This window comes from Planococcus alkaliphilus, assembly GCF_057031095.1.
The window spans coordinates 3,602,728-3,621,969 of sequence record NZ_CM168060.1 but is presented as its reverse complement, the minus strand read 5'-3'; the positions used below and the strand labels follow the sequence as shown (position 1 = coordinate 3,621,969).

Below are 19,242 nucleotides of genomic sequence, written 5' to 3'. Positions count from 1 at the left end.
CTTTAAAAGGCTTATAATAGTAATGTTTTGAATTGTAAATAACTACGAGCCAGTATGATATAGTTAATAGTAAAGCAGAAATCAGCATTCTTCGGCGGTGTTTGACACCAAGAAAGCCATGCCTTGAGTTTTCTGCAATAATCGGTTAGAAAAGGAAGGTTAGAATGGGCAACCTACAGAAGAAAACAGACGTTATTTTAATTGGTGCTGGAGTCATGAGCGCGACTTTAGGGTCAATGCTTAAAGAGGTAGCACCTGAGATGGAAATCCAAGTGTTTGAGAAGCTTCCAAGCGCAGGGGCTGAGAGCTCTAACGAATGGAATAACGCGGGTACAGGACATGCTGCATTATGCGAGCTGAACTATACTCCTGAGAACTCTGACGGATCCATTGATATCAATAAAGCGATCAAAATCAATGAACAGTTCCAGTTGTCGCGGCAATTCTGGTCCTTCCTTGTGAAAAACGGACGGATCAGCAACCCGGAAGATTTCATCAAGTCGATTCCCCATATGAGTTTAGTAGAAGGGGAAGACAATGTGAAATTCTTGAACAACCGCTTTAAAGCATTGGCTGATATTCCGTTATTCAAAGGAATGGAATACGCAGAAGATGCAGAGACATTGAAGAAATGGATTCCACTCATCATGGAAGGCCGTACATCAACTGAGCCATTGGCAGCAACTAAAATCGATACAGGTACAGATGTAAACTTCGGCGCGTTGACAAAAATGCTTTTTGAACATTTGAAAGAGCAAAATGTCGACATCAATTACAAACACAGCGTGAAAGATATTAAACGCAACAGCGAAGGCAAATGGGAAGTGAAAGTGCATGATCTTGAAAGCGACAAAATCGAGTATCATACAGCAAGCTTCGTGTTTATCGGCGGTGGAGGCGGAAGCTTGCCATTGCTGCAGAAAACAGGCATTCCGGAGTCCAAGCATATTGGCGGATTCCCAGTAAGCGGCTTGTTCCTTGTCTGCAACAAACCCGAAATCGTTGAACAGCACCATGCGAAAGTTTACGGAAAAGCAAAAGTCGGAGCTCCTCCGATGTCTGTTCCGCATCTTGACACACGCTTTATCGACAACAAAAAATCATTGCTATTCGGTCCATTTGCCGGTTTCTCTCCAAAATTCCTGAAGACCGGTTCAAATATGGATCTAATCGGTTCTGTAAAACCGAATAACGTTTTCACAATGCTTGCAGCAGGTGCTAAAGAGCTTTCTTTGACGAAGTACCTTGTGCAGCAATTGATGCTTTCCAACGAACAGCGCATCGAAGAATTGCGTGAATTCATCCCGACGGCAAAACTTGAAGACTGGGATGTTGTGGTAGCAGGACAGCGTGTTCAAGTGATCAAAGATACCGATAAAGGCAAAGGGACGCTTCAATTCGGTACGGAAATCGTAACAGCAGCTGACGGTTCGATCGCAGCATTGCTGGGCGCTTCTCCAGGTGCATCGACAGCGGTCCATGCCATGCTTGAAATCTTTGCAAAATGCTTCCCAGAACAAATCAAAGACTGGGAGCCGAAGATCAAAGAAATGGTGCCATCTTACGGCAAATCATTAAACGAACATCCGGAACTTCTAAAAGAAGTCCACACTTCAACAGCTAAAACATTGGGATTAGTGGTTGAAGAAGAAACAAAAACAGCTGTATTGACGAAGTAATTCCAAAAGGACCATTCCTCCCGTAAAAGGGAAGAATGGTTCTTTTTTTGATGGGGCCGTTATAATAAAGGCAGCATCCAAAATCGAAAAAGGGGAATCTCTGATATGAAAAAGACAAATGCGTATATTGATGCCGTATTCAACACTCAAGATGCTCTATTAGAAGAAGTCGTAGCTTCCATCGCAGAAAATGGCATGCCAGCCATTTCAGTTTCACCGTCTTCCGGAAAATTGCTGACCATGTTAGTGGCGATTTCTGGAGCGAAGAATATCTTGGAAATAGGGGCACTTGGCGGATACAGCGGAATTTGCCTGGCTCGTGGATTCGGCAGCGAAGGAAAGTTAACGTCCTTGGAGCTGGAAGAACGTTATGCAGAAGTTGCGGAGCGAAATTTGACCAAGGCCGGTTTTGAAGAACAGATTAGCTACCTGACAGGCGCGGCGCTGGAAAGTCTGGAAAAGTTGATTGCGGACAAGAACACATTCGATTTTTTCTTTATCGATGCCGATAAAGAAAACTATGAAAATTATTTGAATGGCTGTCTGCAGCTTGCAGAATCAGGTGCATTGATTCTTTCGGATAATGTATTGGCAGCGGGAAGTGTCGTTGACGATCTAGCCGAGCCAAAACGGTATACGGATATCATGAAAAAATACAATGACTTAGTAGCTAATCATCCACGATTGGAATCATTATTAATTCCAATTGGTGATGGAGTAACTGTTTCAAGAGTCATAAATTGATTGGAATGAAAAAGAGGATGCAGCAATTTCGCATCCTCTTTTTTATGTGTTTATTTGAAAAATGGGGTTTTCTTTAATGCTGCCACGACTGGAATCGCCACAGCGAGGCCAACAATATTTTGAACAAGGTTGCCTGGGATAGAAGCCAGTGGAATAATCCAACTGCTGAAGAGCACAGCTTCGCAAACATAATAGCCAGCGAGCATAAACGGCAGCGAGACAAGAGCCGCCAAAATATTAAAGCCAATGCTTCCGCCATTCCGCCCTTTTGCCCAAGAGATTTTGCCGACAATATAACCTTGCAGGCCGCGCGTCACGAGACTGAATGGCGCCCAAAGCGTCCAGCCGGAAAACAAATCGAACAATCCCATCCCCACACCGCCGGCAATGGCTCCTTTTTTAGGGCCGAAAAGGGTGGAAATGATGAAAAGCATAGCGGTTCCTAAATGGACCAATCCGCCATTTGCAGCGATAGGAAGTCGGATATTTAATAAAAGAGTAGCCACAAATACGAGAGCGATGGCCATAGAAGTTAAAATCAGATCAAAAGTGCGTGTACTCGGGTAAGTAGTTGTTTTTTGCATGGTAACCCATCCTTATCTATTGTTTCGGTCCATTGCAATACTGTAACGGACTGTTACCATACATTATCAAAGGGATGGCCTAGTGAAAAGTATCAATTCAGAAGAAAATGTAGAGGTCAGTTATAAAAAATAGAATTGATAACTGAAAAAACTAATTTTTATTTCCTATAAACGTCAATAGATAATTAGTATGAATTTTCAAAATTGGGTATTTCTATTCTATTAATATTGATAGCACATTGGTATAAATAGGAGAAAGCCTTTATTACAAATATTACTATAATATTTAAACAACTGGGAAATAAAGGCGAGAATGAACCCATTTAAGAGGAGGAATTAGTGAATGAAAATCGATTCAAAAAAATTCAAGTATTTCGCAGTAGCAGGAGCTTCGGCTGCATTAGTAGCTACTGCAGTAGTGCCAGCGGTTGCAGCTGACGAAGTGAAAACAGCAGCTTTCACTGATGTATCCGAACGGTATGCATTGCCAATTACGTATTTGGTGACAAATAATTTATCAAACGGTTTGACGAAGACTTCATTTGGCGTCAATGAAACGATCAAACGCGGTGATGCAGCTATTATTTTGGCACAAGCATTGAACTTGAAGGATCCTAAAGCTCCGGCATCTGGATTCAACGACGTACCAACTCGCGGTACCCTTGCAATCAATTCATTGAAAGCAGCTGGAATCATTAACGGGAAGACATCAAAAACTTTCGGTTTCAACGACACGATTACACGTGGAGAAGTCGCTTTAATGATGAGCAACGCTAACGCGTATAACTTTAAAGGCGATGTATCGAACATGACGTTCACCGATGTAAACAGCCGCTATAGCCAGGCAGTAGCCGGCTTGATGGCAAATGGCATCACGCAAGGGGTTTCTGCTACTAAGTTCGCTCCCGATAATTCCATCAAACGCGGAGATTTCGCTATCTTCATTTACAGAGCAGAAATGCTTGAAGTGGAAGAGTTGAGCGAAGACTTCCGAGATGCAATGAATGGATTTGCTTCTCTGGGAGCAGAATATGGCTACGATGTAGTTGTAGACGAGTCCCGAGTGAATACATTTAATATTGAGGGTTCTGGAGATCTTCCAGCGCCTGAATCAGGTACAGGATTCTTCCAATCGTTAGCAGACCAAGGAATTGAAACAGTCCTAGTTAATAACGTTTCTTATGAAATCTCTAATGGCAATGGCACAGTTGCTGCCGGTGCCCAAGATGCAAAACAAGCCATCATGGTTTCATTGGCAAGCAAAAATACGGTAGATATTACATTCAACCTTCCGTATAATGACGAATTCCGTGGCATTACTTACACATTCAATTTCTTCCCTGAATGAAGAAAGTAAGTGAACACTTATAATTTTTCCTCTTAAAGAAAAATGCTTGCAGAAGTTAGGGTTAACCTAACATCTGCAGGCAATTTTTTTGTGCAAATTTAAAAGGAGAGTTTTGAAATCCTTGAAGAGAATTCCTATGGCTTTAGAAAACAATAAATGTTTCACATGAAACAATTTATCGGCTGTTTCATCCTCAAACAAATGTTCCCGTCGCCATATATACATATTTCCTTTATCAGCAAAAAAAGATGGATTTGTTGAATTTCAAATTAGAAGAGAGTAGAATGCGAACAAGCTTAAAAATAGTGCTTTAATTAAAGCACTATTCAATCATGAATGATTACTTTAACAGCAAAGCGGAGCATACAGCCCATTGGATTGAAGAGACGATCCAACGCATACAACAAAGAAAAATTTGACTGAAAAGCTTCAGGCATGGCACTGCAATAGTGTTCATCGCCTGAAGCTTTTTCTATAGGGCAGAAGGGCAAAGAGCAAAAAGAAAGCAGAGTCGGATAGGACGTTTGAAGCAAAAAGTTTAACTTTTTGAAAGAAAGGAATGAAGAGAAGTAAGGCCTGTATAGAAAAATTCGAAAGGCGTGGATAACTTGCTGGCTCATCAAATTTTGCTGCTCTTCTTAATCGGATACATAGTTTACACAATCGATATTAAAAAGAATTACTTTCCGGTTCCTGTGGTGCTTGTGCTGATCGGAATCGGCCTTTCGTTCGTTCCGTTTTTCTCGAACCTGCACATTACCAAAGAAATTATTTTCACTATTTTTCTTCCGGCTATTCTCTTCACATCGGCCTATCAATTTCCTGTGAAGCAGCTGAAAGAAAATGCGGGCATCATTGCGGCCCTCAGTACGCTAGGATTAATGGCGACTGCCGTTCTGCTGGGACTTGGCATTTATTGGGTTGGCGGATGGTTCATCTCCATTTCCTTGACGGCCGCATTCCTTTTGGCTGCGATTCTGATTCCGACAGATCCGGTTTCTATTACATCAATTTTAAAGCAAAGCAAAGGAGAAGAGAAAATAGCAGATGTGGTGGAAGGGGAATCCATTGTCAACGACGGAACAAGTGTCGTCATTTTCACCATATTCCTTGCTATGTTCCAGACGGGGAACGGCTTTTCTGCAGGCAAGTTCATTTCTGAATTTTTGCTGGTGTCGCTCGGAGGAGTGGCAATCGGCTGGATTCTTGGTTGGCTGTCGAGCAAAATTATCCATTATACGCAAAACAGGCATTACCATGTCATGTTGACAGTCATTGTTGCCTATGGCGGTTTTTATCTGGCTGAAGGATTAGGGGTTTCGGGCGTTTTGGCTACTGTAGTTGCGGGAATCATGCTAGCCTATGAATTTGGCAAAGACCTCAAGGACAGCAGAGTTAAGGAATCATTGGATGGTTTTTGGGATATTGTCAATCCGACGCTTTTGGGTTTGCTGTTCCTGTTAATTGGCATTCAAGGGGCCCAGTACCTGGCTTTTCCGGAATGGGGTCTGGCTGTGGTGATTTTTCTCCTCTCCATCGTGGCTAGATTTATTGTCCTGGGGGGATTCATCTATGGTGTCCCGGCGTGGAGAAAGGAATTTACAAACGATTTTTCTACGACTTCGTTGATTACATGGTCCGGCATTAAAGGGGCCATGTCCGTTGCATTGCTGCTCTGGCTGGAAAATGAAGCGGGCGAAAAAGATCAGTTGCTGGTGTCTTTGGCTTTTGCGGTTATTCTCCTTTCGCTTGTAATCCAAAGCATAGGAGTCTATCCATTAACCAAGCTCATCAATAAACAAGATAAATGAGAAGTGAAAAATATTGACACAGTTTCCGCCATGCTCTATTGTTAAAGACGCGATGAGCTCGTTTGCGTAAGACGGACAAGCATTCCTTTATGGAACACGTTGTGGAGCGTGGCTTGATACGCCGCAAACTATCGAAAACCCCCTTGCCTTTTGGCATGGGGGTTTTATTTTTGCATCCGATCACTTCAAGTATCTGCGGGCTCCCGAGTAATTCTTCAAATAGACTCCGGCATTCAAGGCCTCAATTCTCACTTTAGAAGAGGCATTCGGCGCATGCAGCATTTTGCCTGAGCCGATATAGAGCCCCACATGATAGACTTTTCCTCTTCCGCCGTTATAGGCGAAAAACACCAAATCGCCAGGCTGCAAATCTTTCTTTGCTACCGCAGTGCCTTTTGTCGCTTGATAGAACGAATCGCGCGGAATCGTGATTCCGAAGTTTTTATAAACCGCATAAATGATTCCCGAACAATCAAAGCCGTAAGCGGAAGTGCCTGCCCATAAGTAAGGAAGGTCTAAGAAACTTTTCGCTTCATTGACGATGTTTGCTTGTGATGGCTTAGGAACGGATTTGTAGTTCTTATACGATTTGGCATCCGCTTTCCGCAGAAGTTTGATGCCATTAGCCGGTGTTTGGACATGGTACCATTTATTGTCTGATTTGATGACCGGCAAGATGGTCGAATAGCTGATTTCCATGAATTGTTTTTGGTCGTTAGTGTTATATAGCGGTGCAAGTTTTGCTGTAACGATGGCAATGCCGCAATCGGAATAATCTTTTGTCACTTTCGCTATATGGGATTTTGGGACCCATCCCGGGTAGCCTTCTTTTTGATAAGGTACATATTGATCGTTTGCTGCAATCTCAACCCAATTGCTGCCGGTTGTGAGCAAGCTGACTTCTTCACCGAACACCGCTTGAGTATCGGTTTTTTCAACTAGCCATTTCTTTTCATTCAAGGTCATGCCATTGATCCATTTTTTCATGTCAACGGGCTTGGACAGGGAAGGCTTGTCGACAGTCCGGGTTTTATTTGGGTTTTTCCACATATTTGTTACGGAAACATTCACTTTATAAGTGGCTGTTTTGCTTGGCTTTTCACATGAAGCTGGCGGAACAGGAGTTGGCGCCGGCGGTTTGGGATCCGCCCGGAATGCCGGATTCAGGATCCGGGCTATAAATACGGCAAAATGCGATTTCGTTAAATACGTATAAGGCTTAAATGTGTAATCGTTGTAGCCGGCCGTAATTTTATTGGCGATCAAGATTTGGATCGCTCCGTAAGCTGCTGAACTAGGGGAAACGTCTTTGAACACGGTAGTGGTTTTTCCGGATAGTTTAAAGGCTTTCACAAGGACGGTAGCCATTTGGGCGCGCGTCAGTTTTTCATAAGGATTGAACTGGCCTTTGCCATTTCCGACCATGATTTTCTCATCGACGATGGTGGCGATGAGCGGGAAATTCGGGTCGTCAGCTTTCACATCAGTGAAAACAGGGGCCGGCCTGTTCGTGGTGTCGAGCTTTAAGGCCTGGATCAAAATGCCAACCGCTTCGATGCGGGTGATTTCTTTGTCTACACCAAAATCTACCGCTGGATCTGCAGTCAAAATCCCTTGTTTCACCAAATAATCGAATTCGGCTTTAAATTTGTATGGGTCCTGGACATCTTTATAGACGGGAGCGGCAAAGGCAGTGTGAAATGGCGTCAACAGGATGAGAAATGCCAGCAAAACCATTATCATTTTTTTGTTCATGTAGTTTCCCCTTTTGAATTGTCATTTTATGCTAACTATACCTTAGAAAAACAAGGAAAGTAAGACTAAATATTTAGAAATGTGAAATTTTATAATGCCATATACTTTATTAACAAATGAAAAAAGAAGTGCAGGGCGATTGCCTCTACACTTCTTTTTTCATGATAAAACCCATATGCCGCCCGCTTTTCTTGTCTTGGCGATAAGAAAAGCCGGAAGGGTCTTGGAACGTACATGTCCGGTCAATGGTGATTTGGCTGGCCGGAATTCCAGCCAGCTCACATTGCTTTTGAACGGTCAATTGATTGTCGATATGGTATTTTTGGGTTTCGGCGTTAAAGGAAATAAACTCATCGGCATAACCCAAGCTTTTGAATTTCAAAAATACATCCTCGTCGACTTCAAATTTCTGTTGGCTGAGTGCAGCACCGATTTGTACGTGGAAATCAGTTGGGTCGCATTGTTCCTGCTGCTTCAAGTGTTCAAAGAGTTTCAAGGAAACTTCTTTGACCGTCCCTTGCCAACCGGAATGGATTGCCCCGACAACGCCGGAAACTTCGTTGTAAAAAAGGACAGGCACGCAATCAGCGGCAAAACTGCTCAAAATAAGATTCGGTTCGAATGTGTAAAGCGCATCCGTATTTTTAATCGCAGTGTCTTTTGTTTCTGCGCCGCGGCCTCTATCTTGCGCTATGACCCGGTGGAAATTTGCGCTATGGGTTTGTTCGGCAGCGACGAAATCGGTCAAAGGCCGGTCGAGTTCAGCAGCGAGTTTTCTGCGGTTTTCTACGATTGATGCCGGATTTTCACAGACATGCAGCGCCATATTATTCTGTTCAGCTTCGGCAAAGTCTTTAAACGTCATCCCTGCAATAAACTTTTCATTGTCTACATATAATTTCTTTTTCATCTGCATCACCCGCTTACAATATAGCGGAAATCATCCTGAATGTGTAGCTACACCTTTGAACTTTGCAGGTTCGGCGGAACGATGCTGTCAGCCGCAAATTTTTTCGTTTTAAAATAGCTGAAGAAATAGCACCCGCTGATGACAATGAGGCTCCCGATAATTTGGACAGCTGTCATCTTTTCGCCAAGCAGCATAAAAGCTAAAATCGCTGTGAAGACCGGATTGAAATTCAGGAAAAGGCCGGAAGTCGTTGCGCCGAGCTTTTGAACGCCCAGATTCCATAAGACAAAACAGAGCACAGTCGAAATGACGCCGGTGTAAAGGATGGAATAGACAAATGAGGCGTTGACGTCCACTACGGCAAAATCCGTGATATTGAACGGCAGCAGGAAGGCGAGCCCGAATACGCCGGAATACAAAGTCGCCATCGCAGCACTCGTATTGGCCATCGCCCATTTGCTGCAGACGGAATAGATGCCCCAAATACCGACAGCAGCGAGCATGTACAAATCACCTTTATTGAAATGAAGCGACCAAAGCAGGTGGAGCTCGCCTTTCGTCAAGACGAGCAAAACACCGAGAAAGGAAAAGCCCATCGCAGCCATCTGAAAAGAGTTGATGCGTTCTTTTAAGAAAATCGCTGAAAATAAGGCAATGGAAATCATGTTCAAGGTGGAAATCAAGCCCACGTTAGAAGCGGAAGTCTGCTCCAAAGCCAGGAATTGAAGAATATTAAAAAAAGCGACGCCTGTAATTCCCATCAAAGCTAACGGAAGAATCGCTTTTCGCGAAGGTTTGATCCTTTTTTCTGTGGCCCATACCAAAGGCAGAAGGCAGAGAACAGCGATGAGCCAGCGAAGACTGGTTAAAGTCATCGGAGAAGCATGGCCGACCAGCCATTTTCCGACGATGAAATTTCCGGCCCATAAAAAGCTGGTCAATAGCAGCAATAAGAAGTATAAATGACGCATAAGCAGACCTTCTTTCGGTTTGATAATGAATAATTTTATCATTTAAACGATATTTTCCGTATATTATTCTGTTTATTACGCTATATTTAAAATAAAATAAGAAATATAAAATAAAAACTTTTATTTATTCTGTTTAGGGATAGTTAGAGCAAGTTATTTGGAATGATTGAAAGGGGCAAAAAAATGGAATCGATCGTCAATAAAGTGTTAGACCAAACGGATGTGCAGATTTTGGATATTTTGCAAAAGGAAGCGCAGCTCAGCAATACGGAAATTGCCAAACAAGTCAATTTGTCGCCGCCGGCTGTCCATTCCCGGATTAAGCGTTTGGAATCAGAAGGCTATATCATTGGGCACGTAGCCATTCTCAATCAGGAAAAACTCGGCTTTGATTTGCTGTGCTACATTTTTATCAGCACGGATATTCATCAAGCGGAAGAATTGAACAGGCTGGAACTTGCCCTGGTGGAGATGCCGGAAGTGCTGGAATGCCAATGCTTGACCGGAGAGTATGATTATTTGCTGAAAGTGGCCAATAAGAATCGTAAAGACCTGCAGGATTTTATCCGAAAGCTCAATAAATTGGGGATTACGAAGATCCAAACAAGCCTTGCACTCCGGGAAGTCAAATATTCCACGGTGCTGCCAATCAGAGGAGCTTGAGGCGAGAAAGTCCAAATTTCCAGGGAATGGGTGTATACTTAATAGAGGAAAAATCAACTTAATTGGTCTTAAGCCAGTAAAATCAGGGGAATTCCCCGGTACTATAAAGCGTTCAGCAAGCAGAGCCTTGTGATCATGCTTTTGGAGGAAAAAATGTTCAGCAATATCCGAGTAGAAGAGTTAATGTCCGGCAATCGAAAAAACGAAATGACGCTAATTGATGTGAGATCGCCTTCTGAATACAAAAGTTTCACGATTCCAGGAAGCATTAATATTCCTTTTTTCAATGATGCGGAACGGGCAGAAATCGGTACACTCTATAAACAGGTAAGCGTCCATGCGGCAAAAGAGCGGGGCCTTGAAATCATTTCTGCAAAACTGCCGGATTTTATCCGCCAGTTCAAAGAAGTGGAAGGCGATAAAACGGTCTTTTGCTGGCGCGGAGGCATGCGCAGCAAAACGACTGCGACGCTTCTCAGCTTGATGGATGTCCACGTCAGCCGTTTAGAAGAAGGAATCCGTTCTTATCGAAAATGGACAATTGATCAGTTGGAGCATATCGAAGCTCCTAAAAAAGCGATTGTGCTAAACGGTTTGACCGGCACCGGCAAAACCCGGATCCTAAAAGCTCTTGAAAAAGAAGGCTATCCTGTTATTGATTTTGAAGGGATGGCCAATCACAAAGGATCAATATTCGGCCAGATCGGCTTGGAGCCCCACAATCAGAAAACCTTTGATGCATTATTAAATGAACGCCTGATTGAGCTCAAGGATTCACCTTATGTTATTTTTGAAGCGGAAAGCACCCGGATTGGCCGAGTCGTCATTCCACCGTTTCTCAGTGATTTGAAAAACACCAGCCTTCATCTGATCATCGACTTGCCGATGGAAGAGCGCATCAAGGAAATCATGGAAGATTACACGCCTTCAAAATACCAGGAGGAATGCTTGGAAGCTTTTCATCGCATCCAATCGCGCATCCATGTGCCGGTTGCGAAAAAAATCGAAGAAGATCTCCAAACGGGTAATTTTGAATCCGCTATTCGCCTGCTGCTGGAGTATTATTACGATTCCCGGTACAAGCATACCGGCCTGCAATACCCGGATTCCCAAAAACTGCATTTAGACGTCAAAAATCTTGAAGAAGCCATTCAGGCAGTCAAAGAGCAATTGCCAGAAACGGAAAGCAAACCGTCGATCCAGATAAATTCATAAATGTGCCCAAAGCCAGCTCTTTAAACCGAGCTGGTTTTGTTTTCTTTTACCGCCGCCGGAAATTTTGACCCTTTGTTGAGCGGGTGGTAGGGTGAAAAGACAAGAAAGTTAGCTTGATCTGAAAAGCTAGGAAAGGATGGCTGAATGAACTTTGCATTAAGTGAACAAATGATTAAAGAACTGTGCGGAATCGCCGCTTATAAAAAAGGAAAAGCATATTTCGAAGCAAATAAAGTAATATTGCATGCGGACTCCAAAGAGGAAGCAGCGATTAAAGCTACAGTAAAAGCTGGGGAAGATTTCACTGTTTTGATTCGCCAAGGCGAGCACAATCAGCTTGTCGCGGAATGCAGCTGCCCGCCTGTCGGTTTTATCAAAACCCATTGCCAGCACATTGCAGCCGTACTGCTTGCAGCAAGAGATGTTCAGGCTGTTGGCAGTCCATTGGCTGACCAGATGCTGAGTTTGTTCAGCAATCCATCCGGGCGTCCTGCCGGAAAGCAGCTCCATTTTGATACGCGCCAAACAGTAGCTGTGGAGTTTACCTGCTTTCCTTTTTTGCTGGAAAACGCGGAATATGGAATTGGCCTTCGTTTGCAGGCAGGAATCAGCGAACGGCATCCCGTCCTAAGGGTTTTAGAGTTCTTGAAGAAAGTCGAACGGAAAGAACCGGCGGAAATCACCAGTGATTTTACCTATAATCCACAATGGCATAATTTCAACCGTGAAACCGATGCGGTCCTGCAGTTCCTTATTAAGAGCTCCCGCATTCCAAGTTTGCTGACGGACCGGGAAGGCATGATCTTAGTTTCGGTGTCGGATTGGCTGCAGCTTCTGCCGCTATTGCAGCAAGCGCCCCACGTCAGCATCCAGCAAGGAGATCAATTATATAAAGGGCTGCGGTTAGCGGAGCGGCTCCCTGTCAGTTTTGAAATTGAAGAAGGGCCGTCGGGGAGTTATGTACTGGAAGCAAAAGGCCTGAATGGCATTTTGGTATTAAGTGCTTACGGCTACGCGTTTACTGGCGGAGAGCTTGTGCCGCTGCCTGAGGAAAGCTGCAGGCAGCTGGTGGAACTGAAGAACCTACTAGAGTTGGCGGGAGAACCGCGTTTAACGATTCCGGCAAGCCAGATGGAGCATTTCATGAAAACGGCCATTCCAGGACTGATGAAGCTTGGAAATGTGAAAATGGATGATGGCGTAGCCAGAAGTTTAGGCGAAGTGCCGCTTCGGGCAAAATTATATCTGGATCGCGTCAGCAACCGGCTTTTAGCAGGCCTTGAATTTCATTATGGGCAATTGATCATCAATCCGTGTGAAGAAGAGGAAGCAGGGCTTGAACATTACCCGGGGCTTCGCCGGCATATCGCGGAAGAGCAGCGCATCATGCAGATGATGCACGACAGCCTGTTCAACCAGACAGACGGCGGCTTTTATATCCATAACGAAGAGGCAGAGTACGATTTCCTTTATCACTGGATCCCGAAATTCGAGGAAGTGGTTGATGTGTATGCCACCACTTCGGTAAAGATGCGCCTTCATAACGGCTACATTGGACCGAAAATCAAAATGGATTTTGGCGAAAGGACGGACTGGCTTGAATTCCGCTTTGATTTGCAGGGGATTCCGGAGAAAGAGATTCAAAAACTCCTGAAAGCTCTTGAACATAAACGAAAATATTACCGGATTCCGAATGGCCAGCTGTTATCGCTTGAAACGCCGGATTTTCTTGCCTTCAATGATTTTATGAATGAACTGGAACTCACAGCGCAGCAATTGGATGAGCAGGAATTCCGGATTCCGCTGCTGCAGGCGATGAAAATGCTGGATGTGGTGGAAGGCGGCGAAGTGATTGAGCCGGGCGAGAATTTTGCGCGGCTTCTCAAGAGCTTGGACCATCCGCTTGACCATGCGGCGGCTGTTCCGGAGCGTCTGGAAAGCATTATGCGGGACTATCAGAAAGCGGGCTACAGATGGCTGAAGCTGCTCGCAAAATATCAATTCGGCGGCATTTTGGCGGATGATATGGGGCTTGGGAAAACCTTGCAGAGCATTGCTTATATCGTGTCGGTGCTGTCGGAAATCCGTGCGCATAAACGGCCGGTACTCGTCGTTTCACCGGCATCCCTCACCTACAATTGGCTAAATGAAATGAAAAAATTCGCACCCGAGCTGAATGTCCGCATCATCGACGGGACAAAAGCAAAAAGAAAAGCCATCTTCGAAAGTTCGGTGGATACGGATATCTTCATCACCTCTTATCCCTCACTGCGCTCGGACGCCGCTTTTTACAGCGGAAAAATTTTTCATAGCCTGTTTTTGGACGAGGCCCAAGCATTCAAAAATCCATTAACGAAAACCGCCCGGTCGCTGAAGTCGATAGAAGCGGATTATAAATTTGCATTAACGGGAACACCAATAGAAAACTCCATCGATGAATTATGGTCGATTTTCCATGTGGTCTTTCCAGAGCTGCTGCCGGGAAGAAGGGCATTCAGTGAACTCAGACGGGAAGAAATTGCGAAAAGGGTTCGTCCTTTCATTCTCCGACGCTTGAAAAAAGAGGTATTGACCGAGCTGCCAGAGAAAATAGAAACGATGCAGTATTCTAATCTGCAGAAAGAACAGAAAAAAGTCTATGCCGCCTATTTGGCTGAACTCAAACATGATGCATTGAAGCATTTAGCGAAAGGCAGCCTGAAGAAAAACAAAATCCGGATTTTAGCCGGACTCACGAGGCTTCGCCAAATCTGCTGCCACCCTGCGCTCTTTGTAGAAGGCTACACGGGAAGTTCTGCGAAATTCGAGCAGTTGTTCGAGATTATTGAAGAAAGCCGGCTATCGGGCCGCAGAGTGCTGATTTTCTCGCAGTTTACCCAAATGCTCGGACTTATCGGCCGACAGCTTGCACGCCAAGGCCAGCCGTACTTCTATTTGGATGGACAGACGCCTGCTGCAGAACGTGTAGCGCTTTGCGACCGCTTCAATGAAGGGGAAGGCAATCTCTTCTTGATTTCATTGAAAGCGGGAGGGACGGGCTTGAATCTGACAGGGGCAGATACGGTGATTTTGTATGATCTTTGGTGGAACCCTGCAGTTGAGCAGCAGGCAACAGACCGTGCCCACCGGATGGGCCAGCAAAATACGGTCCAAGTCATTCGCATGGTAGCCAAAGGGACAATCGAAGAAAAAATCAATGAACTTCAAGAGAAAAAGAAGAACCTGATTGATGAAGTCATTCAACCTGGCAGCGAAGCGCTGACGGCAATGACCGAAGAAGACATCCGGGAAATCTTGATGATTGAATGAGGTGATGGAATGGAACCGGAAAAAATACTCGAAAAGATAAAAGCACATGACCCGGCTGTCCTGGGCAGCAAGGATTTCTCGAAGTACGCCATCTTGTTGCCGCTGTTGGAGCGGAATGGAGAAATCCACATTGTTTTTGAAGTCCGGGCCCATACATTGCGGAGGCAGCCGGGTGAAATCTGCTTCCCAGGCGGCCGGATCGATGCGGGAGATACGACCCCGCAAGCTGCGGCGCTTCGGGAAACAAGAGAAGAACTTGGCATCCGTTCAGAAGAAATTTCAGCTGTCTATCCGCTCGATTACATGGTCTCGCCGTTCGGCATGATCATTTATGCTTTTGCAGGGACAATCGACGCAGAAGCGGAATTCAAACCAAATCCTTCTGAAGTCGACAGCCTTTTTAGTGTACCGTTGTCTTTTTTCTTGGAAACCCCGCCGGAAATTTACTATATGAATTTTAATATACAGCCAGAAGAAAATTTCCCGTATGACTTGATTGAAGGCGGACAAGATTACAGTTTTCAGCCAAGGCAGATGGAAGAGTACTTTTATTTATATGAAGACAAGGTCATTTGGGGGCTGACGGCCCGTATATTGGCGCATTTTATAGAGATCATTCGCTGAATGGTCTCTTTTTTATGAAAAAATGGTTCGGGTCTTTTTTCTTAATTTTCACTAAGTGGATAAAAATAAGCTTGAAATTAATTTAAGAGAATGTATAATTATTCAAATACCTGCAATTATATTGTTTAAATGAGAGGAGTGCCTCACAATGGTGAATACATATCAATTGGAAGTTGTAGAAAGCACAAATAAGAAGGACAAGCCTTTGCATGACCAAGTGCCGTTTGGCACCATCTTCACGGATCACATGTTCACGTTGGAATATGAAGAAGGAAAAGGTTGGCATGAACCGAAAATCGTTCCTTATGGCCCGATCACATTGGATCCGGCAGCAATGATTTTCCATTATGGGCAAACCGTTTTTGAAGGCATGAAAGCTTACCGCACAGAAGATGGCCGCGTCTTATTGTTCCGTCCGGAAAAGAACTTTGAACGCTTGAATTTATCAAGTGAACGTTTAAGCATTCCGACGGTAGATGAAAAAGCGATGCTTGACTATTTGACGGAGCTGATCAAACTTGAGAAAAATTGGGTACCCGCCACACAGGGCACTTCCTTATACATCCGTCCGTTCATCATTTCGACAGAAGCGAACCTTGCAGTAGCCCCGGCAAAAGCTTACAAGCTGATGATCATCCTTTCACCGGTAGGTTCGTATTTCACAGGCGGATTGACGCCTGTCATCATCCATGTTGAAGACCAGTTTACAAGAGCGGTAAAAGGCGGCACAGGAATGGCGAAAACGGCCGGGAATTACTCTTCCGGCTACCAGGCACAAGCGAATGCGAAAAAAGCTGGGAATGCCGATGTATTATGGCTTGATGGAATTGAGAAGAAATACATCGAAGAAGTCGGGAGCATGAATATTTTCTTCAAGATTAACGGAGAAATCATAACACCGGAGCTTAACGGCAGCATCTTGAATGGCATTACCCGGACATCGATCATCGAATTGCTGGGTTCATGGGGCATTTCAGTCACGCAGCGTAAAATATCGATCAACGAAATTCATGAAGCATACGAAGCGGGACAGTTGGAGGAAGTATTCGGAACTGGAACGGCTGCTGTTATTTCGCCAGTCGGCGAATTAAACTGGCAAGGGAAGAAAATGGTCGTCAACAATCACCAAATCGGTGAATTGTCTCAAAAATTATATGACACGATCACGGGCATCCAGACAGGAAAAGTGGAAGATTCGCTTGGCTGGACTGTGGAAGTGAAATAAGAAAAGAAGGTGCGCATCTGCAATGGATGTGCGCCTTTTTTTGTAAACGTGAAAGTTGGCCGTAAATGGCTGAAATAAAGGAATTACACGCAACTTGGAGAATCAATAAACGAGTGATGGTGAAAAAGGGGGAGAAAAAACAATGAATGACGTAACGGAAGGGTTTATTTCCATCAATGGTGGGAATGTCTGGTACCGCATTACGGGCAATGGACGAGGAACACCGCTCCTTCTGCTGCACGGCGGCCCTGGAGGGAAAAGCAGTGATCGAGATCCGCTGCGCTCGCTAGGACAGGAACGTCCAATTATTCAATACGACCAATTAGGCTGCGGCAATTCAGGGCATCCTCGCAATACCGAACTTTGGACAGTCGAGCGCTATGTGGAAGAACTGGAACAGGTTCGAAAAGCGCTTGAGCTGGAAGAAGTCCATATTCTTGGCCATTCGTGGGGAACGATGCTTCTAGCAGCCTTTCTTTCGAAACAGCCGAAAGGCGTAAAAAGCGTCATTTTTTCAGGGCCGGCCCTGCAAGCGCGAAGGTGGGAGCGAGACCAGCGAAATCATCTGAAAAAAATGCCTTCGGAGATGCAGGCGGCAATTGAAGAAAATGAGCGTCAGAAGACAACCGATTCCCCTGAATACCAAACGGCCATGTATGGCTTCTATCATCGTCACCTTTGCAGGCTTGATCCGTGCCGGAAGTAAGCGAGGAATTAGAGAATATGAATCAGCAAATCTATAATTTCATGTGGGGGGCTTCAGAATTTACAGTGACGGGTACATTGCAAGATTATGATGCTGCAGAATGGCTTCGAAAATTGAAGATGCCGGCCCTTTTCACTTGTGGCCGCTACGATGAAGCGACACCGGAAGCCACTGCTTATTATGCGAGTCTAGTACGGGATTCTCAATTTCATGTATTTGAAAACAGCTCCCATATGCCAAGTGTGGAAGAACCGGAAGCATACACGAAAAAAATCCAGGAATTTTTAAATTACGAGAAAACATAAGCGGATTCCGTGCCTTCATTCTCAGAATGAAGGTTTTTTGGTTGGATAAAAAAAGTCAAATAAATTCAAGCCGGAAAATTTTTATGCTACTGTATAAAGATGTATTTCAAGTCTCGAAATAAAAAGCAAGATTTCATGTTTTTATGCAGAAAGGTTGTTGCACGAATGGAAACACTGTGGTTGGCTTTAAACGTATCCGCTTCATTCTTTTATTAGGAGCTCTTACTTCTTTGATCCCCTTTACCATCGATATGTACCTGCCGTCTTTTCCAGTCCTGGCAGAGGTATTTGAAACAAATGCTTCATCTATCCAATTAAGTTTGACGGCTTGTTTGCTTGGACTTGCCGTAGGACAGCTAGTCGCAGGGGCTTTAAGTGACGTTCATGGACGGCGCATGCCTTTGGTGATTTCGCTGTTTGTCTACGCAGCAGCTTCTGCAGCTTGTGTATTTGCTCCCAACATTTATATCTTTGTCTTGCTTCGTTTTTTGCAAGGCTTTGCGGCTTCTGCCGGCCTCGTTATTTCCCGGGCAATAGTAAGGGATGTGAGCAGCGGGGCAGAATTGACGCGGCTTTTTGCCTTGTTAATGGTGGTAAATAATCTTGTGCCTCTATTGGCTCCATCTGTAGGGAGCGGCGTGTTATTGTTTGCCGACTGGAAAGGGATTTTTCTGGCCTTAATGATTTTGGGAGTGGTTCTATTGTTGATTACCGGTTTCCGCCTTCCTGAAAGCTTGCCGGTCGAAAGAAGAGTGCCAAGCAATTTAAAAGCCACATTCTCTAATTTCGCTTCAATATTAAAGGACAAACAATTTACTGGGTATGCACTGGCACAAGGCTTTTTAATCGGCGGCGTGTTCGCCTATGTTTCCGGAACACCTTTCATTTATCAAAATATCTACGGCGTGTCTCCTCAAGTATTCAGTTTGCTTTTCGGCATGAATGGCATCGGCTTGATTGCCGGCAGTTATGCGGTAGGGCGGTTCAGCCATGTATTTTCAGAAAAGAAATTTCTTGAAACCGCTCTTTACGGGGCGACTCTTGCCGGAGCTGTGCTGCTCTCCGTAGTGATTTTACAGGGGCCATTATGGGCAGTCGTAGTGCCGATTTTCTTTTTCGTTACATCGATCGGAATTGTCAGCACGGCTTCTTTCACATTGGCGATGGAGTCACAAAGCCAAGCAGCAGGGAGTGCCTCAGCGTTATTGGGGCTTTTGCCGTTTGTCTTAGGTGCGTTAAGTGCGCCGCTCGTCGGGATTGCTGGAGAAGAAACGGCGGTGCCTATGGGCTTGACCATTTTTTCCATGTGTCTGATTGCTTTAATGGCTTATTTGTTCTTAGTTAAGAAGACGGCGAAAAAAGCCGCAAGTTTATAAATAAAGCAGGAATTAAT

The 19,242-nt window shown here is 44.6% G+C and carries 17 protein-coding genes; 12 read left to right on the top strand and 5 right to left on the bottom strand.

Annotation, left to right across the window (positions count from 1 at the left end):
• The first annotated feature begins 164 nt into the window (after positions 1-164).
• Together AC2EXB_RS18905 and AC2EXB_RS18900 are read left to right on the top strand one after the other, a co-directional pair.
• Complete coding sequence (locus tag AC2EXB_RS18905; protein ID WP_483602848.1) at positions 165-1,679, top strand: malate:quinone oxidoreductase; 1,515 nt, start codon at positions 165-167, stop codon at positions 1,677-1,679.
• A 105-nt stretch (positions 1,680-1,784) separates the two neighbouring features.
• On the top strand, positions 1,785-2,423 hold the full coding sequence (locus tag AC2EXB_RS18900) for an O-methyltransferase (RefSeq protein ID WP_483602847.1): 639 nt from the start codon (positions 1,785-1,787) through the stop codon (positions 2,421-2,423).
• Positions 2,424-2,473: 50 nt separating this feature from the next.
• Here the strand turns inward: AC2EXB_RS18900 and AC2EXB_RS18895 are convergent, their stop codons facing one another.
• Positions 2,474-3,007, bottom strand: coding sequence for an ECF transporter S component (locus tag AC2EXB_RS18895; RefSeq protein WP_235197691.1), 534 nt, complete (start codon positions 3,005-3,007; stop codon positions 2,474-2,476).
• 343 nt (positions 3,008-3,350) lie between these two features.
• Here AC2EXB_RS18895 and AC2EXB_RS18890 point away from each other — a divergent pair, with 343 nt between their 5' ends.
• Positions 3,351-4,355: an S-layer homology domain-containing protein gene (locus AC2EXB_RS18890; RefSeq protein ID WP_251476895.1), complete on the top strand. Its 1,005-nt coding sequence runs from the start codon at positions 3,351-3,353 to the stop codon at positions 4,353-4,355.
• Between the two features lie 326 nt (positions 4,356-4,681).
• Here the strand turns inward: AC2EXB_RS18890 and AC2EXB_RS18885 are convergent, their stop codons facing one another.
• Entirely contained in the window at positions 4,682-4,975 is a 294-nt protein-coding gene (locus AC2EXB_RS18885) for a hypothetical protein (protein WP_483602845.1), read from the bottom strand.
• On the opposite strand from AC2EXB_RS18885, the gene AC2EXB_RS18880 reads away from it, so the two are divergent.
• A complete protein-coding gene (locus tag AC2EXB_RS18880) occupies positions 4,964-6,166 on the top strand; it encodes a cation:proton antiporter (RefSeq protein ID WP_483602843.1) in 1,203 nt (400 codons plus the stop codon). The two genes, AC2EXB_RS18885 and AC2EXB_RS18880, sit on opposite strands and share 12 nt — an antisense overlap.
• Before the next feature lie 180 nt (positions 6,167-6,346).
• On the opposite strand, the gene AC2EXB_RS18875 is transcribed toward AC2EXB_RS18880, so the two are convergent.
• The 3 genes from AC2EXB_RS18875 to AC2EXB_RS18865 all read right to left on the bottom strand — a co-directional run bounded on the left by AC2EXB_RS18875 (position 6,347) and on the right by AC2EXB_RS18865 (position 9,844).
• Positions 6,347-7,921, bottom strand: coding sequence for an NlpC/P60 family protein (locus AC2EXB_RS18875; protein ID WP_483602841.1), 1,575 nt, complete (start codon positions 7,919-7,921; stop codon positions 6,347-6,349).
• 145 nt (positions 7,922-8,066) lie between these two features.
• Positions 8,067-8,831 (bottom strand): peptidoglycan editing factor PgeF, encoded by a 765-nt coding sequence (gene pgeF / locus AC2EXB_RS18870; protein WP_483602840.1) that lies wholly within the window; start codon positions 8,829-8,831, stop codon positions 8,067-8,069.
• A gap of 47 nt (positions 8,832-8,878) precedes the next feature.
• Positions 8,879-9,844 (bottom strand): DMT family transporter, encoded by a 966-nt coding sequence (locus AC2EXB_RS18865; protein WP_483602838.1) that lies wholly within the window; start codon positions 9,842-9,844, stop codon positions 8,879-8,881.
• A gap of 141 nt (positions 9,845-9,985) precedes the next feature.
• Between AC2EXB_RS18865 and AC2EXB_RS18860 the strand changes: the two genes are divergently transcribed.
• From AC2EXB_RS18860 to AC2EXB_RS18825, 8 genes are all read left to right on the top strand, one after another.
• Positions 9,986-10,465 carry an Lrp/AsnC family transcriptional regulator gene (locus AC2EXB_RS18860; RefSeq protein WP_235197683.1) on the top strand — a complete coding sequence of 160 codons (480 nt, stop codon included), beginning with the start codon at positions 9,986-9,988 and terminating at the stop codon, positions 10,463-10,465.
• Positions 10,466-10,618: 153 nt separating this feature from the next.
• A complete protein-coding gene (gene mnmH, locus AC2EXB_RS18855; protein WP_483602836.1) occupies positions 10,619-11,680 on the top strand; it encodes a tRNA 2-selenouridine(34) synthase MnmH in 1,062 nt (353 codons plus the stop codon).
• Positions 11,681-11,824: 144 nt separating this feature from the next.
• Positions 11,825-14,989, top strand: a complete 3,165-nt coding sequence (locus AC2EXB_RS18850; protein ID WP_483602834.1) for a DEAD/DEAH box helicase — start codon at positions 11,825-11,827, stop codon at positions 14,987-14,989.
• 9 nt (positions 14,990-14,998) lie between these two features.
• Entirely contained in the window at positions 14,999-15,613 is a 615-nt protein-coding gene (locus tag AC2EXB_RS18845) for an NUDIX hydrolase (RefSeq protein WP_483602832.1), read from the top strand.
• A gap of 151 nt (positions 15,614-15,764) precedes the next feature.
• Positions 15,765-16,838 (top strand): branched-chain amino acid aminotransferase, encoded by a 1,074-nt coding sequence (locus AC2EXB_RS18840; protein WP_483604790.1) that lies wholly within the window; start codon positions 15,765-15,767, stop codon positions 16,836-16,838.
• A 142-nt stretch (positions 16,839-16,980) separates the two neighbouring features.
• Entirely contained in the window at positions 16,981-17,544 is a 564-nt protein-coding gene (locus tag AC2EXB_RS18835; protein ID WP_483602831.1) for a proline iminopeptidase-family hydrolase, read from the top strand.
• Between the two features lie 17 nt (positions 17,545-17,561).
• Positions 17,562-17,849 carry a hypothetical protein gene (locus AC2EXB_RS18830; protein ID WP_483602829.1) on the top strand — a complete coding sequence of 96 codons (288 nt, stop codon included), beginning with the start codon at positions 17,562-17,564 and terminating at the stop codon, positions 17,847-17,849.
• A 143-nt stretch (positions 17,850-17,992) separates the two neighbouring features.
• Positions 17,993-19,225 (top strand): multidrug effflux MFS transporter, encoded by a 1,233-nt coding sequence (locus AC2EXB_RS18825; RefSeq protein ID WP_483602827.1) that lies wholly within the window; start codon positions 17,993-17,995, stop codon positions 19,223-19,225.
• Positions 19,226-19,242 lie beyond the last annotated feature (17 nt).

Excerpts from the sequence above, each read along its gene's own strand:
- AC2EXB_RS18860 (WP_235197683.1), top strand. The coding sequence starts at position 9,986 with ATGGAATCGATCGTCAATAAAGTGTTAGACCAAACGGATGTGCAGATT.
- AC2EXB_RS18900 (WP_483602847.1), top strand. The coding sequence starts at position 1,785 with ATGAAAAAGACAAATGCGTATATTGATGCCGTATTCAACACTCAAGAT.
- AC2EXB_RS18845 (WP_483602832.1), top strand. The coding sequence starts at position 14,999 with ATGGAACCGGAAAAAATACTCGAAAAGATAAAAGCACATGACCCGGCT.
- AC2EXB_RS18830 (WP_483602829.1), top strand. The coding sequence starts at position 17,562 with ATGAATCAGCAAATCTATAATTTCATGTGGGGGGCTTCAGAATTTACA.
- mnmH (WP_483602836.1), top strand. The coding sequence starts at position 10,619 with ATGTTCAGCAATATCCGAGTAGAAGAGTTAATGTCCGGCAATCGAAAA.
- AC2EXB_RS18825 (WP_483602827.1), top strand. The coding sequence starts at position 17,993 with ATGCAGAAAGGTTGTTGCACGAATGGAAACACTGTGGTTGGCTTTAAA.
- AC2EXB_RS18865 (WP_483602838.1), bottom strand. The coding sequence starts at position 9,844 with ATGATAAAATTATTCATTATCAAACCGAAAGAAGGTCTGCTTATGCGT.
- AC2EXB_RS18850 (WP_483602834.1), top strand. The coding sequence starts at position 11,825 with ATGAACTTTGCATTAAGTGAACAAATGATTAAAGAACTGTGCGGAATC.
- AC2EXB_RS18835 (WP_483602831.1), top strand. The coding sequence starts at position 16,981 with ATGAATGACGTAACGGAAGGGTTTATTTCCATCAATGGTGGGAATGTC.
- AC2EXB_RS18875 (WP_483602841.1), bottom strand. The coding sequence starts at position 7,921 with ATGAACAAAAAAATGATAATGGTTTTGCTGGCATTTCTCATCCTGTTG.
- AC2EXB_RS18905 (WP_483602848.1), top strand. The coding sequence starts at position 165 with ATGGGCAACCTACAGAAGAAAACAGACGTTATTTTAATTGGTGCTGGA.
- AC2EXB_RS18885 (WP_483602845.1), bottom strand. The coding sequence starts at position 4,975 with ATGAGCCAGCAAGTTATCCACGCCTTTCGAATTTTTCTATACAGGCCT.
- pgeF (WP_483602840.1), bottom strand. The coding sequence starts at position 8,831 with ATGAAAAAGAAATTATATGTAGACAATGAAAAGTTTATTGCAGGGATG.
- AC2EXB_RS18895 (WP_235197691.1), bottom strand. The coding sequence starts at position 3,007 with ATGCAAAAAACAACTACTTACCCGAGTACACGCACTTTTGATCTGATT.
- AC2EXB_RS18890 (WP_251476895.1), top strand. The coding sequence starts at position 3,351 with ATGAAAATCGATTCAAAAAAATTCAAGTATTTCGCAGTAGCAGGAGCT.